The 13840-nt window shown below is 73.0% G+C and carries 8 protein-coding genes; 6 read left to right on the plus strand and 2 right to left on the minus strand.

Annotation, left to right across the window (positions count from 1 at the left end; genetic code table 11):
* Positions 1-26: 26 nt before the first annotated feature.
* The 6 genes from AB0F58_RS02420 to AB0F58_RS02445 all read left to right on the plus strand — a co-directional run bounded on the left by AB0F58_RS02420 (position 27) and on the right by AB0F58_RS02445 (position 11956).
* Positions 27-236, plus strand: coding sequence for a hypothetical protein (locus AB0F58_RS02420; RefSeq protein WP_357136758.1), 210 nt, complete (start codon positions 27-29; stop codon positions 234-236).
* A complete protein-coding gene (locus tag AB0F58_RS02425) occupies positions 233-2866 on the plus strand; it encodes a LamG domain-containing protein (protein ID WP_357136761.1) in 2634 nt (877 codons plus the stop codon). The genes AB0F58_RS02420 and AB0F58_RS02425 overlap by 4 nt, the downstream gene beginning before the upstream one ends.
* A gap of 10 nt (positions 2867-2876) precedes the next feature.
* Complete coding sequence (locus AB0F58_RS02430) at positions 2877-4232, plus strand: hypothetical protein (protein ID WP_357136763.1); 1356 nt, start codon at positions 2877-2879, stop codon at positions 4230-4232.
* A complete protein-coding gene (locus AB0F58_RS02435) occupies positions 4229-8686 on the plus strand; it encodes a DUF6603 domain-containing protein (RefSeq protein WP_357136765.1) in 4458 nt (1485 codons plus the stop codon). Before AB0F58_RS02430 ends, AB0F58_RS02435 begins: the two co-directional genes overlap by 4 nt.
* Positions 8679-10511 (plus strand): hypothetical protein, encoded by a 1833-nt coding sequence (locus tag AB0F58_RS02440; RefSeq protein WP_357136767.1) that lies wholly within the window; start codon positions 8679-8681, stop codon positions 10509-10511. The genes AB0F58_RS02435 and AB0F58_RS02440 overlap by 8 nt, the downstream gene beginning before the upstream one ends.
* Positions 10512-10723: 212 nt before the next feature.
* A complete protein-coding gene (locus AB0F58_RS02445; RefSeq protein WP_357136770.1) occupies positions 10724-11956 on the plus strand; it encodes a hypothetical protein in 1233 nt (410 codons plus the stop codon).
* A gap of 163 nt (positions 11957-12119) precedes the next feature.
* On the opposite strand, the gene AB0F58_RS02450 is transcribed toward AB0F58_RS02445, so the two are convergent.
* A complete protein-coding gene (locus AB0F58_RS02450; protein ID WP_357136773.1) occupies positions 12120-12779 on the minus strand; it encodes an MSMEG_1061 family FMN-dependent PPOX-type flavoprotein in 660 nt (219 codons plus the stop codon).
* 141 nt (positions 12780-12920) lie between these two features.
* Positions 12921-13840, minus strand: a 920-nt coding sequence (locus tag AB0F58_RS02455; RefSeq protein ID WP_357136775.1) for a S8 family peptidase, incomplete at its 5' end; no start/stop codon positions are given.

Below are 13840 nucleotides of genomic sequence, written 5' to 3' on the forward strand. Positions count from 1 at the left end.
ACCCGACCGGATCAAGGATGCGAGCGATGCCCCCGATCACCCTCACCCTCACCCTCGACCAGACGAACACGATCCTGGAGGCCCTGGGTCAGATGCCCTACGTCCGTGTGTACGAACTGATCGAGGCCATCGGCCAGCAGGCCGGTGCCCAGCTCCACCCGGAGGGGGCCCCGGCCGGCACCCGACCGGCCGTCCCCGGTACCGCCGCCTCCGTCGTCCCGGGCTCCCCGGCGTGAGCGCCGCCCTGCTGCTGCACTGGCAGCTCGACGACCTGGCCCCCGGCCCCCTGGTCACCGGCTCCCCCGCCGCCCCGGCCACCGGGGAGATCGAGGGTGCCCCGCAGGTCCGCGCCGACGACCGGTTCGGCAGTTGCCTGGCCCTGGGCGGGGGCGCCGACGCGGTGGTCAGCACCGCGGGCGTGACCCAGCCGGTCACCAGCATGGTCTGGGTACGGGTGCCCCCGATGCCGTCGGACTCGATGGCCGCCGTCTTCGGCCAGGGGGGCCACTTCGTGCTCCGGCTCTGCGACGACGGCCGGATCGTGTACCAGGGCTCCACGGTGGACGGGCCCTTCTGGCAGAAGACCTCCCCGGGGACCTTCACCTTCGACCAGTGGCACCACCTGGCGGTGACCAGTCAGGACGGCACCGCCCGGATCCTGCTGGACGGGGCGGTGGTCGCCGAGGACGCGATGCCGGGGCCCACCCGGCCGAGCGGGGAGAGGTTCGCCCTGGGCCGCGACCCCGACTCCGTCACCTCCCACCTCGCCCTCGCCGCGGCCCACCTGCGGGTGTACGACGCTCCCCGGTCGGTAGCCGAGATCCAGCGGGACATGGCCGGCGACGAGGCCCTGCTCGCCACCTTCGTCCGTACCCACCCCCTCACCTTCGAGCTGGCCAACGTCGACGACCAGCCGGTGCTCTACATCGACGACGCCCCGACGGGGCAGACCCTCACCCTGCGGGTCACCAACTCCTCCCGGCAGGACCTGGTCCTCTGGTCCGCCCCCGGACCCGTCGGTCCCGGGAACCACCACCTCGCGGTGACCTTCCGCGAGGGGGTGCTGTCCGCCGACTCCCGGCCGGCCCTGGAGGTGCCGGGGTGGGAGCTGTCCCTGACCGGGTCCACCGGCTGGCTGCGCGGACCGGAGGGGCTGACCCTGCCGGCCGGGAACTCCCTCGACCTGCCCCTGACCGGGCTGCGGGCCGACGGGGTGGGCGGCACCCGGGGCAGCCGGGTGGAGCTGGGCTACCGGCGCATGGGGTACAGCGGGGAGCCCAGCGAACTGACCGGGGCCCGGCACCAGGTGCTGGAGATCGTCAACCACCGGGGTCGACCCGACGTCCCCCTGCACCTGGGGTTCGTCGGCGGGGACCGGGTGCTCAGCGACGGACGGACCCCCTGTGACCTGCGGGTCCGGGTGGCCAACGTCTCGCGGGAGATTCCGGTGCCGTTGACCGGGGCGGACGGGACCGCCCCCACCGAGCTGGTCCTCTCCTTCGAGGTGCAGGGCGACCGGGAGACCCGGGACTGGGCCCTGACCACCGCCGGTACCGCCGGCACGGTCACCCTCCGGGTCGGGGGGTCGGTCTCCGGGGTCTGGCAGGTCCACCACGAGATGCTGGCGGACCGGGCCCAGTGGACCCTGGTCCCCGAGCAGGACACGACCCTGCCACCCGGGGAATGCCTGGAGCTGACCCTGGAGGAGGTGCAGGGGCTGCCGGACCCCGGCCACGCCCCGGTGGTGCTGGCCTACCGCAACCTCCCCGGGTTCCAGGACGGCCAGCTCAGCGCCACAGTGGAGCGGGCGCCCCTGGTCTTCTCCGCCCGCAACGCCGGGCTGGGCACCGCCACTCCCCAGGCCCGGCTGCACATCGTGGACGCCAACGGCGACGCCAACGCCGGCAGCGTCATCGTCGGCCCCACCGACCAGCCGAACCTGCGGCTGGGCTACGACACCGGGTACTCCTGGATCCAGTCCCACGGCTCCGCCCCGCTGGCCATCAACCCGGTGGGCAACAAGGTCGGCATCGGCACCACCGCGCCCGGGTCCCCGCTGACCGTGCAGGCGGTCTCCGAGCACCTCCTGCTGCGGCGGGAGGCCCAGAGCGGCGGGCAGGTGGTGTTCCTGGAGCTGTTCCAGACCGACACCCCGGCGGGGGTGGACGTCTTCCCCAGCATCCGCTTCCACCACGCCAACAGGTTCTGGCACCGTATCGAGGGCCGCCCCGAGGGCTTCGCCTTCAAGCAGGGCAACTCCGACGAGCTGACCGACGTGCAGACCGGGGCGCTGACCGCCAGCGCCGTGACGACCGGGCCTCTGGTGGCCGGCGCCGTGACGACGCCCCGGCTCCAGGCCGACGAGGTGCGCGGCACCCGGCTCACCGCCGGCCAGTCGGTGTTCACCGCCGGCGCCGACCACCTCCAGCTCCGCCGGGAGGACCAGAGCGGCGGCGGGGCCCTGTTCCTGGAGCTGTACCAGGCCGAGACCCCGGCCGGGGTGGACGTCTACCCCAGCATCCGCTTCCACCACTCGCACAAGTTCTGGCACCGCGTCGAGGGCCGCCCCGAGGGCTTCGCCTTCAAGCAGGGCGGCTCCGACGACCTGAGCGACGTCCAGGCTGCCCGGGGCACCTTCCAGGCGCTGACCGTGGACGGGGTCACCATCGGCGCCCACGAGCTGCGGGCCCTGGTACGGCTGGCCGCCGGGCAACTGGAGTGCGACCTCTACAACGTGCTGCAGGACGAGTTCGCCTACGCCGCCGACTTCAGCCCGTTCGACAACGACCGTCGACACGTCTTCACGTGGCGGCGCAAGGGCGAACGGGTCAGCCAGGGTCGCTGGCGGATCGCCTTCCCGAGCTGAGGAGATCACGGTGACCAGCCCGACCCCCCCGACGAAACGCAAGCGGAAGACGGCCGACTACAGCCTCGGCCTCAAGGACGGGGAGACGATCCTCGACAAGAACCGCAAGGAGTCCAAGAAGAAGCGGATCAAGTTGCAGGAGGAGCACGAGGCGAGGCTCCGGAGGGAGGCTGCGGCCCTGGCCAAACTCTGGGAGGACGAGATCAGCAAGCGGCCACCGGCCGCCCCCGGCAACCGGGGGGACCGGAGGTTCTACGCCCGCATGATCAAGGTGGGGCAGGGGGACTGCATCGCCCTCAGCACCCCGGGCGGGCGGATGATCCTCATCGACTGCGGCTCCACCTCGCGGGAGGTGGAGGAGTCCGAGGTCGATGTCTACACCAAGCGGGTGCGGGACTGCCTGGAGGATCCGAAGTTCCTGGGCCCGGTGCAGACCACCGACGACCTGGGCCGGCCACTGGTGACCCCGAAGGCCCAGTTCGTCGACATCCTGATCTTCACCCACTCCGACGAGGACCACTACAACCAGCTCGCCACGGTGCTCGCCGACAAGCCCCACAAGATCCAGGTCGGCCGGGTCTACCACAGCGGGGACTTCGCCGGCTACGGATCCGCCAACACCTGGGTGCGTGAGCACATCGTGAACGAGAGCCTGATCCGCAAGGTGGTCCACAACGCGGTCGACCCCGACCAGAGGTTGGGCAAGACGGATGTGGTCGGGGAGACCACCCTGGGAGGAGTCGACGTACCGGCGGCGAAGTCCGCCACCGACATCGACTGCCTCGACGCCTGGGGCGGCATCCGGATCGTGGCGGAGACCGACCCGGCCTGCACGGTGACCATCCTGGCCTCCGGGGTCGTCAACGACTACCGCAAGGACAAGGACGCGGCCCAGGGCAAGAACCGGGGCAGTGTGGTGCTCCTGGTGGAGGTCTTCGGCAAGAAGCTGCTGCTCTGCGGGGACTCCACCCGCAGCACCGAGTACCACCTGATGAACCGGGGGAAGTACGCCGCTCACAACCGGACCCGGCTGAAGAACGTAGACGTCGTCCACATCGCTCACCACGGCAGCAACTGCACCTCCTCCTCCCTCGAGTTCGTGAACCTGGTGGACCCGAAGGAACGGGCCCTGATCAGCGCCGGAAAGGTGGGGGTGTCCAACCACCACCTGCCCTCCAAGACGGTGGTGGACCGATACGTCAAACGGTTCGTCGACAGCGGCCGGGAGAAGGACCCGCCCCACTCCGGGTGGGCCTGGGACTCCGAGAACTACGAGCCCCCGCTGTCCCTCCAGTTCCCCTTCAAGGCCCCGGTCTACATCACCGGGTCCCACGGTGACCTCGACATCACCTGGGAGAAGTCATGACCCCCGAGGCCCTGGAGACCCTGCTGGCCGGGGTGCCCTCCGGCCGGCTCGACCTGCCGGTCGCCGCCCTGGACCCGCCGACCGCCGCCTACCTGGGCCAATTCCTGCCCACCGGCCGGCTGCTGCTGACCGGCTGTGCACGCGCCGAGGCCCCCGGCCCGGTCACCGTCCGGGGCACCGGCTCCGGGGTGCCCTTCGACCGGGCCGACGTGACCCTCCGGTTCACCCTGGCCGGCGAGACCGTCAGCCGGGTCGAGGTGATCGTCCGGCCGGGCACCGACTGGTCCCTGGCCGACACCTTCCCGCCGCTGCGCGGGACCCTGCTGGACACCCTCCGGTTCAGCGGGTCCGTCCTGCGCCTGGACACCGACCTGATTCCGGAGAGCGGGCAGCCCCCCGTCCCGACCGCCACCGCCATGACCTTCGAGGGGGACCTGCAGATCCGGCCCGGGATGGAGCTGGTCGGGCTGCTCTTCCCCGGACAGACCCACCCCCTCTCCGGGGAGATCACCATGGTCTCCCTCGCCCCGCCCGGGATCACCCCGGCCACTCCCCTGGTGCCGAGCGTGGCCCTGTACGGCCCGGCCGACGCCGGCCTCGACCTGGGCCTGTTCACCCTCACCAACCTGCGGTACGGGCTGTTCGGTCTGCCCGACCTCAACTACCACACCCTCGACCACCGGGTCCGGGGGGCGCTGGTCCTCGCGGCCGGCATCCCGGTGTCGGCGGGCAGCATGACCGGGGTCGCCGAGGACCACGAGATCACCATCGACGCCCGCCTCGCCTCCTGGAGCGAGGACCTGGTCCTCACCGCCGACTTCCGTCGGCTGGGGCCCCTCACCCTGGCCGACATCGCCGGCCTGGCCGGGCTGGAGACGCTGCCGGTGCCCTTCGGCATCGACCCGGTGGCCGGGATCACCCTGGGGGCGGTCACCCTCGCGGTGAACCCCACCGCCGCGAACCCGGTCGAGTACCTGACCATGACCCTCTACACCGAGGCGGAGTGGGAGGTGATCCCCGGGCTGTTCACCCTCCAACAGATCGACCTGACCGTCCGGGTGGTCGCTCCCGGTCCCTCCGCCCAGGTGTCGGTCCTGGTCGGCGGTCTGTTCGGGATCGGCCGGGACGGCACCCTGGAGCTGGTCGCCGACTCCGCCACCCGGCAGATCGGCGGCGGGCTGCGGGTGGGCGACCCGCCCCTGCGCATCCGGGAGGTCTACCGGCACTTCACCGGCACCGAGCCCGACCACGTCCCGGATCTGACGGTCACCCGGTTCCAGGCCGGGGCCGTGGTGCCCTCGGCCACCGTGCCCGCCTCCTTCGACGGCGAGATCGTCATCGACGGCGTCTGGCAGATCACCGAGGAGGTCGCCGTCACCCAGGTCGGCTTCGACCTGCTGCACGACTCCACCGGCACCACCTTCCACGCCCAGGCGGGGCTGCTGCTGGGCGGGGTCGGGGTGACGGTCCGGGCCGCCTACGACCCGGCCCCCGACCGGCGTTGGGAGTTCGCCGGGGAGACCGGCCCCGAACAGCAGATCCCCATCGGGCACCTCTTCGCCGACCTGGCCGACCGCTTCGGGGGGCTGGCCCTGCCGGCTCCCCTGGCCGAGTCCGTCGTGGACAACCTGGCCGCCGAGATCTCCACCGGGGCCAAACGCCTCTTCCTCACCGGACGGACCCGGTTCCCGGTCGACGGGACCGAGGTGGCGGTAACCCTGGCCGTGGACACCGCCCGACGCTCCGTCGCCGGGACCCTGGACCTGGCCGTACCGGTGCAGGGAGGAACCTTCCACCCCTCCCTGGAGCTGCACTTCGCCCAGGACCCCACCGCCCATCGGCTCGCCGCCTCGTACCGGCACCTGCCCGACGATCCGGTACCCGACCTGAAGTCCCTGGTGGGGGCGATCTCCCCCACCGCCGCCGCGCACGTGCCGGAGGGCATCCGGCTCGACCTGCGCCAGGCCCTGTTCGCCCTCACCGGCAACGGCACCCGTACCGGGTACCTCTTCGGGGTGGAGGTCGCCGCCACCCTGGACCTGGGGCGGCTCCCGGTGGTCGGGGACCACCTGCGGGGCACCACGATGGGGGTGGACCCCCTGCGGCTGCTCGCCGCCACCACCGCCCTGCCCGCGGCCGAGGCCACCGCCCTCGCCGCCCTGCTCCCGGCGGGCACCACCCTCCCCGCCGGGGGCCTCGCCGCCGGGTTCACCGTGGACGCCACCCTGCTGCTCGGACCCTTCACGCAGGCCCTGGCGGTACCGGTCGGCGGTCCCCCGGGGGTGACCCCGGCACCGGCCAGCGGCGGCCCCGCGCCGGTACGGACCGGCGACGACGCCACCTGGCTCACCGTGCAACGCTCCTTCGGGCCCCTGCACATCTCCCGGGTCGGCCTGGCCTTCCGGCAGTCCCCCGGCCGGGAGTCCCGGGTCGCCCTGCTGCTGGACGCCTCGGTGACCGTGGCCGGGCTGACCCTTTCCCTGAGCGGCCTGGCCATCGGGGTCTCCACCACCGACCCCCTCTCGATGCCCACCTTCGACCTGGCCGGGATCGGGCTGGCCTACGACACCGTCCCGCTGCGCATCGACGGGGCGCTGCGCAAGGACACCATCGAGTACGAGGGGGCCAGCTACACCGCGTACAGCGGGGGGCTGAGCGTGCGGACCCCGTCCTTCTCCGTCGGGGCCCTCGGCGCCTACGTCCAACTCCCCGCCGGGCCCTCGCTGTTCGCCTACGCCTACCTCAACGGCCTGCACGCCGGGCCGCCCGAGTTGTCGGTGCGGGGACTGGCCGGCGGGTTCGGGTACAACCGGCGGTTCGTGGCCCCCGCCATCGACCAGGTGGCGACCTTCCCCCTGGTGGCCGACGCGGTCACCGGGCCGCCCCCGGGCACCACCCTCGCCGACGAGCTGCGGATCCTCGCCGACTACCTGCCGCCCTCGGTCGGGGACTACTTCCTCGCCGTGGGGCTGCGGGTCAACTCCTTCGAGATGGTGGATGCCTTCCTGCTGGTCGCCGCCGCCTTCGGGCACCGGTTCGAGCTGGACGTGCTGGGGCTGGCCACGGTGGTGCTGCCGGCACCGGACGCGGGGGCGGGGCCGGTCAAACCGGTCGCCCAGATCCAGCTCGCCATCAAGGCCACCCTGGTCCCCGAGGACGGGTACCTGGCGGTGGAGGCCCAGCTCACCCGGGCCTCGTACCTGCTCTCCCCGGACTGCCACCTGACCGGAGGGTTCGCCTTCGCCACCTGGTTCACCGGGGAGCACACCGGGGACTTCGCCCTCACCGCCGGGGGCTACCACCCCCGGTTCCCGGTACCCGCCCACTACCCCACCGTGCCCCGGCTCGGCTTCGCCTGGCAGATCACGAAGCAGTTCAGCATCGCCGGGGCCGGGTACTTCGCGCTGACCCCCACCGCACTGATGGCCGGTGGCCGGCTCACCGCCCTGTGGCAGGACGACTCCCTGCGGGCCGGCTTCGACGCCTCGATGGACTTCCTCATCTCCTGGCAGCCGTACCACTACGAGGCGTCCCTGCACGTCAGCATCGGGGTGTCGTACACCTTCAGCCTCTTCGGCACCCACACCCTCAACGTGCAGGTCGGCGCCGACGTCCAGTTGTGGGGTCCGGACTTCGGCGGTACCGCCGCCATCGACCTGGACATCGTCACGGTGCGCATCTCGTTCGGCTCGAACGGCGGGGCGAAGCCGGCACCGGTGAGCTGGGACCGGTTCCGGGACACCCTGCTGCCGCCCCGGGAACGGATCCTCGGCCTGTCGGTACGGGCCGAGACCCACCGCACCGCCCCCGGGGCCGCCCCCGACGAACTGGGGGTCGTCGACCCGGCCACCCTGGTCGTGTCGACCACCAGCGCCATCCCGGCCAGCGGGGCGGTCCGGGGCACCCCGGAGCGGGAGGTGGCCCTGCCCACCGGTGGGGGCCGGACCGCGTTCGGGGTCGGCCCGGTCGACCTGGCCCCCGGCGCCGTCACCGCCGTCCACCGGATCGTGGTCACCCACGAGGGGGCGCCGGTCGAGGACCGGTTCGACTACACCCCGGTTTGCCGGGGGCTGCCCTTCGCCCTGTGGGGTGGCCGGCTCACTCCCCAGGTCACCGACCCGGCCCTGATGGAGGACCTGGTCACCGGGTACGAGCTGCGCCCCCGCCCACCCGCCCCGACCCGGGCGGTCTGGGTGGACCGGTCCGCCCTCCGGGCCGACACCCCCCGGTACACCCGGGAGGTGATCACGCTGGCCCCTCCGCCCCGGCGGTCGGTCGTACCGGACGGGCCGGCGGCGCGGGCGACCACGATCCGGACGGCGATGGCCGACCCGGGGGTCGCCACCACCCGCAGCGCGGTCGCCGCCGCCCTGCTCCCCTCGGCGGTACTCGACCCCGCCGGCTTCGACACCACCCAGTTCCACGCGATCCCCCAGGTGGCAGCCCATGTCTGAGTCCCAGGTGACCTTCCGCCGCGAGCACCGCCCGGTGCTGACCGCCGGCGACTACCGGGTCACCCTCTCCCAGCGGGTCAGTCTGGAACCGGTGGACTTCACCACGACCCGTCGGTTCACCGTCGCCGGGGACCGGTTCGGCCTGGCCCCCTCCCTCGTCCGGTCGGTCTTCCCGCCCGAGGGGAGCGTCGGGGACCACGCCGCCGTGCTGCCGCACGTCGTGCTGGAGCGTGCCACCCTGCCCTGGGAACGCAGCCCGGGGGGATCCGGGCCGCAGACCCCGCCCTGGCTGGCCCTGCTGCTCTTCACCGAGCAGGAGGCGCCCCCCGTCTCGACGGTGCCCCTGGGACAGGTGGCGGCGGGGCACTGGCTGCCGCCGGCCGCCGTCGCTGCCGAGTCCCACGAGTCGGCGCAGGACCCGGTCACCGTCATCGACGTCCCGGTCGCTCTCCTCGCCGACCTGCTGCCCGGCTACGCCGACCTGCCGCTGCTGGCCCACGTCCGGTCCGAGGGGGACGATCCGGCCGACACGGCGGTGGTGGTCGGCACCCGGCTGCCGCCGGCCGGGATGACCAGCGTGGTGCACCTGGTCTCCCTGGAGCACCGGTTCGCCCCGGCCACCGACGGGTCGTGGGCACTCGACCGGGGGCCCGCCCCGGTCGGGGACACCGTCCGGCTGGTCAGCCTGACGAGTTGGCGGTTCGCCTCGGTGAGCGCCGACCACACCTTCGCCACCCTGGTCCGGGACCTCGCCGACGAGGGGGCCACCCTCCGGCTTCCCCCCAGCGGGCAGCCCGCCGCCGACCGGTACCTCAATCAGGGGTTCGTGCCGGCCCGGCACCGGCTCCGGCAGGGCGGGAGCAGCATCGGCTGGTACCGGGGGCCCCTGGTGCCCGGTCCGACGGATGCGGGGCGGGTGGCCCCGGTACGGACCGGGGACGCCCTGCTGCGTTTCGATGCGGAGCTGGGCATGTTCGACCTGGGGTACGCCGCCGCCTGGCAGCTCGGCCGGCTGCTGGCGCTGGGCAGTGGGGACACCGCCACCGGCCTGTACGGGTGGCGTCGCCGCCGGGACCAGCAGGCCGCCCGGGACCAGCGCGCCGCCCGCAACCTCGACGCCGGGTACCCGCTGGCGGTGGCCCCGATCGACGACTCCCTCCCGGCCGGGGTGCGGGACTGGCTGACCGGGCTGACCCGACTCGAGGGGGTGCCCTTCGGCTACCTGGTGCCGGAGGAGGGGCTGCTGCCGGTCGAGTCGATCCGGTTCCTCGGGGTGGACCAGAGCTGGGTCCGGCACCTGGTCGACGGGGCGGTCAGCGTCGGTCGGCTGGGCCCCGCCGACGAGGCCCGGGACGCCGCCGCCCCCCTGCCGGTGGACTTCCCCACCCTCACCGGGGCCCTGATCCGGTCCCAGGTGGTGTCGGGCTACCCGGGGCTGCTCGTCGACGGGTACGCCGACCGGGCCGGGACCGGGCACCTGACCCCCTGGGTGACCCGCCGACTGAGCCCGGAGGTGCTGCTCTGCCTCTTCGAGGGGGAGCTGGCCCGGCTGGACCTGCACCAGCCCCCGGAGGCCCAGCACCTTGCGGTGGAGCCGCACTCCCCCGGCACCTTCGGCAGGACCCTGCGGGCCCCGGGGGGCTCGGAGCGGGTCCCCGACCCGGTCGGGCCCCTGCCCCTGGGGCCCCGGGGGACGGTTTCCCCGACCGGGTTGGCCGCCGCGATCGCGGGGTCCCTGGGGGTGCAGGCGGCCGAGGTGGACTCGGGGGACCTGGCCCTCCAGCTCACCGAAACCGCCGAGCGGGTCACCTTCCTGCGCCCCTGACCGGTGACCCGGGGTCCCGTGACGTGCGCTGACGCGGCCCGGCCTGTCCACCGATCCGCCATGGCGACCGGGCCGCCGGCGGCACACGGGGAATTAAAAATGACGTATGTCGATGTAGAGTTTCATTGATATGACTCATGGGTCCTGGCGACCTGCCGGGGCAACGCCGCCCTCCACCGTACGGGACCGACGATGCCTGAGGAGAACAGGACATGAACGAACATCGGGAGGGTCGGCTGCGGTCGCGATGGCGGCGGTTGGCTCGAACCGCCGTCGCGGCGGCGGCCTCTGCGGGGATCACCGTGCTGGCCATCGGGCTCACGGCGGGTGCGGCCACGGCGGGCGTCACCCCTACCGACCGGGGCGCGCCGAACGTCTCGCCCGCCGCTGCGTCGGTGTCCCGGGTCGCCGCGGGTGATCTGCACACCTGTGTGGTCCGTACCGACGGAACGCTCTGGTGCTGGGGCAACAACTTCTACGGCCAGCTCGGCGACGGGACCAACACGAACCGGACCGCTCCGGTCCGGATCGGCGACGCTACCACCTGGGCGGGTATCGACGCCGGCAGCAGCAACACCTGCGCGGTACGCACGGACGGAACGCTGTGGTGCTGGGGTGGCAACAGCAACGGGCAGCTCGGCGACGGGACGACCACGAGACGGAACAGCCCCGTCCGGATCGGCGACGCCACCACCTGGGCCAGCGTCAGCACCGGCGCCAATCACACCTGCGCCGTCCAGACCACCGGCACCCTGTGGTGCTGGGGCCTGAACCGTCACGCGCAGCTCGGTACCGGCCTGTCTCCCTATCTGGCGACCGCCCCGATACAGGTCGGCACGGCGACCACCTGGGCGAGCGTCACGACCGGCTACGCGCACACCTGCGCCACCCGCACCGACCGGACCCTGTGGTGCTGGGGCAGCAGCTCGGACGGGCAGCTCGGTCTCGGCATCCGGGACTACCGGGCGACACCGACGCAGGTGGGCACCGCTACCACGTGGACCGGTGTGACGGCCGGGTACGTGCACACCTGCGCGGTCCGCGCCGACGGGACGCTGTGGTGCTGGGGCGAGAACGGGTACGGCCAGGTGGGCGGGGGCACCGGCTTCCAGACCACCCCACTGCAGGTCGGCACCGCCACCACCTGGGCAAGGGTCGAGACGGGCATCGACTCGTCCTGCGCGGCGCGCACCGACGGCAGCCTGTGGTGCTGGGGCAACAACACGTCCGGGCAGCTCGGCGACGGCACCACCACCCACCGGCCGACGCCGACCCGGGTCGGCACCGCCACCGCCTGGACGGGCGGCTTCGCCGTGTCCTACCACGCCTGCGCGGCGCGGACCGACGGCAGCCTGTGGTGCTGGGGCGACAACTCGTTCGGGCAGCTCGGCGACGGCACCACCACCCACCGGTCGAGCCCGGTACAGGTGGTCCTGCCGGACTGACCGTCCTCGGTGGACGACCTGTGCCGTCGGTCCGCGTCGCTGCCGCGTCGGCGGCGCGGACCGACGGCGCACGGACAAGCCCCACGTCGACGCCGCTGAGGTTCCGGCGGTGACATCGATCCTGCGGGCGATCCCGGTGCTCGCACCACCGCTGCGCGGGCGGTCACTCGTACCGGTACCTCAGCGAGTCCGCCTCCGCCTGCTCGATGTCGGCGATCGTCAGCTCCGGCATCCGCAGCTGGGCCAGCGTCACCTCGGCCGAGGTCGGCTGGGCGTCCGCCGGCAGCCACTGCTCCGGCTTCCAGGCCCCGCTGCGCAGCAGCGACTTGGGGCAGTGCGGGTAGACCTCCTCGATCCCCAACACCAGCGCACTGGCCGGCGGCTTGCCCACGGCGGTCAGCTGCGACAGCAGCTCGGGGCGGGTGGAGACGCAGGCCCGGCCGTTCACCCTGAGCGTCGTGGTGCGCCCGGGAATGACGAACAGCAGCCCGGCCCGCCCGGTGGCGACGACGTTCTGCAGGGAGTCCAGACGCTTGTTGCCGGTCGCGTCCGGTATCGCCACCGTCCGCGAGTCCAGCACGGCGACGAACCCGGCGGGGCCGCCGCGCGGGGAGACGTCACAGTTTCCCCTGGCGTCCACGCTGGCGACCAGGACCAGCGACGAGCAGCCGATCAACCGCCGGGTCTGCTCGGTGAGTTCGGTCATCTGCTTCCGCACGGCCGCGTCGCCGGGGAGTTCGTAGACCCGGCGCAACGTCACCTGGTCGGGCACGGCGTCGAGGCGCAACGAGTCGAAGGCGGTGGCGGCACGGGTTGGCGTCATCCTACCGACTCTAAAGGGGCTGCCTGGTAGGTGACCTGCTGCCCAGCAGCCGGGTGGACCGGTCCCGTGGTCATCGTTCCTCCTCGCCGGAAGTGGCCAGCCCCGGGGCGGATCGCCTCGGGGCCGGTGGGGCGGAGTGGATCAGAAGGTCGGGTCCAGGTAGAGGAACCGGTTCGGGGAGCCGGTGCCCGGGCTGGTGATCACGTCCTCGGTGGCCTGGCTGATGAGGTAGCTGGACACCTGGGCCGGGGTCCAGGTCGGGTACACCTGGAGCACCCGGGCAGCCGCACCCGCGACGTGCGGGGAGGCCATCGAGGTGCCGCTGATGGTGTTGGTGGCGGTGTCGCTGGTGTGCCAGGCGGACAGGATGTTCACGCCCGGGGCGAAGATGTCGGTGCAGGTGCCCCAGTTGGAGAAGGAGGCCCGCGCGTCGTTGCTCTGCGAGGCGTTGACGGTCAGCGCGGTGGGCACCGACGCCGGGGAGAAGTTGCAGGCGTTCTGGTTCGAGGTGCCGGAGGCGACCGCGTAGGTGACGCCGTCGGCGATCGAGTTGGCCACGGCGGTGTTCAGCGAGGTGTTCAGGCCGCCGCCGAGGCTCATGTTCGCCACCGCCGGCTGGCCCGGCTGGTGGTCGGCGGTCACCCAGTTGATGCCGGCGATGACCTGCGCCCAGGTCCCGCTGCCGGCGCAGTTCAGCACCCGGACGGCGACCAGCGTGACGTCCTTGGCGACGCCGTAGCTGGTGCCGCCCACGATGCCGGCGACGTGGGTGCCGTGGCCGTTGCAGTCGGCGGCCGGCAGGGCGTTGTCGATCGCGTCGTACCCGTCGACGGCCTGCCCGGCGAAGTCGACGTGGGTGGTCCGGATACCGGTGTCGATGACGTACGCGGTGACGCCCAGCCCGGTGCTGACGTAGGTGTACCGGCCGTCGAGCGGCCCGGTCCGCTGGTCGATGCGGTCCAGATTCCACGGCGGGTTGACCTGGGTGGCGTCCATCTCGACGGTGTGGTTCTGCTCCACGTAGTCCACCGAGGGGTGGGCGGCCAGCCGCTTGGCGGCCC

The sequence above is a fragment of the Micromonospora sp. NPDC023956 genome (assembly GCF_040639195.1).
Lineage (GTDB): Bacteria > Actinomycetota > Actinomycetes > Mycobacteriales > Micromonosporaceae > Micromonospora.

Bases quoted from the DNA above. Each gene is read 5' to 3' on its own strand.
- AB0F58_RS02420 (WP_357136758.1), top strand. From the start codon at position 27: ATGCCCCCGATCACCCTCACCCTCACCCTCGACCAGACGAACACGATC.
- AB0F58_RS02435 (WP_357136765.1), top strand. From the start codon at position 4,229: ATGACCCCCGAGGCCCTGGAGACCCTGCTGGCCGGGGTGCCCTCCGGC.
- AB0F58_RS02440 (WP_357136767.1), top strand. From the start codon at position 8,679: ATGTCTGAGTCCCAGGTGACCTTCCGCCGCGAGCACCGCCCGGTGCTG.
- AB0F58_RS02445 (WP_357136770.1), top strand. From the start codon at position 10,724: ATGAACGAACATCGGGAGGGTCGGCTGCGGTCGCGATGGCGGCGGTTG.
- AB0F58_RS02450 (WP_357136773.1), bottom strand. From the start codon at position 12,779: ATGACGCCAACCCGTGCCGCCACCGCCTTCGACTCGTTGCGCCTCGAC.